Raw genomic sequence first — 1,539 nt, 5'->3', positions numbered from 1 at the left:
ATCGCCGGCGGCGTGAGCGCGGGCGCCTCCGCGCACATCGAGAACGTCACGGTCAAAGACTGCAAGGCCGGCACGCTCGGCGGGGGCCTGTACATCTACAGCGGCTCGACGACGCTCTACGACTGCGACGTGTCCGGCTGCACCGCCGGCACGTACGGCGGCGGCATCATGCAGCACGTCGTGCACGACCTGTTCATGTACGGCGGCAGCGTGACCGGCAACCATGCGGGCACGGGAGGCGGCGGGATCGCGCTGGTGGGGCATTGGGGAGGGACGCCCTCGGCGCCGCGCGGCCTCAGCTTCAACTACCCTGCGAGCCTCAACGGCGGCTACACGAACCCGGTCTACTACAAGACGGCCATCCTGCAGGACAAGATCGTGGCGCCGTCGGTGGTGGCGGGCAACACGCAGGCCTCATCGAAAGCCTCCGATATCTGGACGCCCCCGTCGAGCCCCGTCACGCGCATCGCGGCGTCGGGCGGCTTCCTGCCCGGGTCGAAGGTCGGCGTGACGGTTTCAGACGGCTCGAGCGCCTACAACAAGGCGCGGACGCAGTTCGGCTCGGCCTCCCAGCCTAACCTCGACCTGTCGCCCTTCGCGAGCGATGTCGACGCGACGCTCGTCGCCTCCTACAGCGGCAGCACCCTGCGCTGGGTGGAGGGCTTCACCGTTTCCTACGACGCCAACGTTCCGGCGGGCGCTACCTTGGAGGGAAAGCCGCCCTTCGACGGCGTGGCGGGCATCCCGAGCGCCTACGCCCGCAGCGGCGGGACGGCCACGGTGCAGGGCGCGGGCACGCTGGCGGCGAGGGGCTACCGGTTCGTCGGGTGGAGCCCCGTCGCCTCGTCCGAGGAGGCGTCCTATACGCCCGGCGACCTGCTTGCCTACAGCGCGGCCCTCGATGCCGACGGCGACGGCCGCATCGTGCTCTATGCGGTGTGGGAGAAGGCCCCTGTGCGGGCGGACGTGTCGTTCGTGAAGGTGGGGGCAGACCAAGAGGCGGGAACCCGCATGCCCCTGGCGGGGGCGAGGTTCAACGTGTACCGCTACGTGGGCGACGTCGAGCTGGGGCCGGACACCGTGAACGGCGGCTCCATAGACCTCGCCTCGCCGGGCTCTGCCCAGTGGGCCGCCGTGATGGGGCCTTCCGGCGAGGAGGGGCAGCCGGGCGGCCTAGACGAGCCCTACGCCTTCGTTTCCTCCGACGGGTCGGAACCGGGCGCGCCGGCCGGGACGGTGACGCTCGCGGGGCTTTCGCCGGATGCTTGGTACATGCTCGTGGAGGCGTCCGCCCCCGCGGGCTACCAGCTGCCGACGGGACAGTGGGCGTTCAGGGTGGTCGAGTCGCCCGAGGGATCGGGCTCCTACGCCATCGACGCGTCCACGCTGCTCGCCCGCCAGGGCTCGGACGGGTCGCTGCCGCCCGCCTTCGCTTCCTCCATCCAAACGGCCGAGGGTGCGCGCGAGGGGCTCTTCCTGCCGAACGTGCCGGTGTTCGAGCTGCCCCGGACGGGGACCGCGCCGTGGCGCCTCCTGCTC

At 71.4% G+C, this 1,539-nt stretch carries 1 protein-coding gene; it reads left to right on the top strand.

Features of this window, described 5'->3' with window-relative positions:
• Positions 1-1,539: SpaA isopeptide-forming pilin-related protein (locus tag GPA_RS18610; RefSeq protein ID WP_041238714.1), on the top strand; the 1,539-nt coding region annotated here is incomplete at both ends.

This window comes from Gordonibacter pamelaeae 7-10-1-b (assembly GCF_000210055.1).
Classification (GTDB): Bacteria; Actinomycetota; Coriobacteriia; order Coriobacteriales; family Eggerthellaceae; genus Gordonibacter; species Gordonibacter pamelaeae.
Note: the sequence above shows the minus strand (reverse complement) of the source record. Positions and strands in the feature narration are given on the sequence as shown.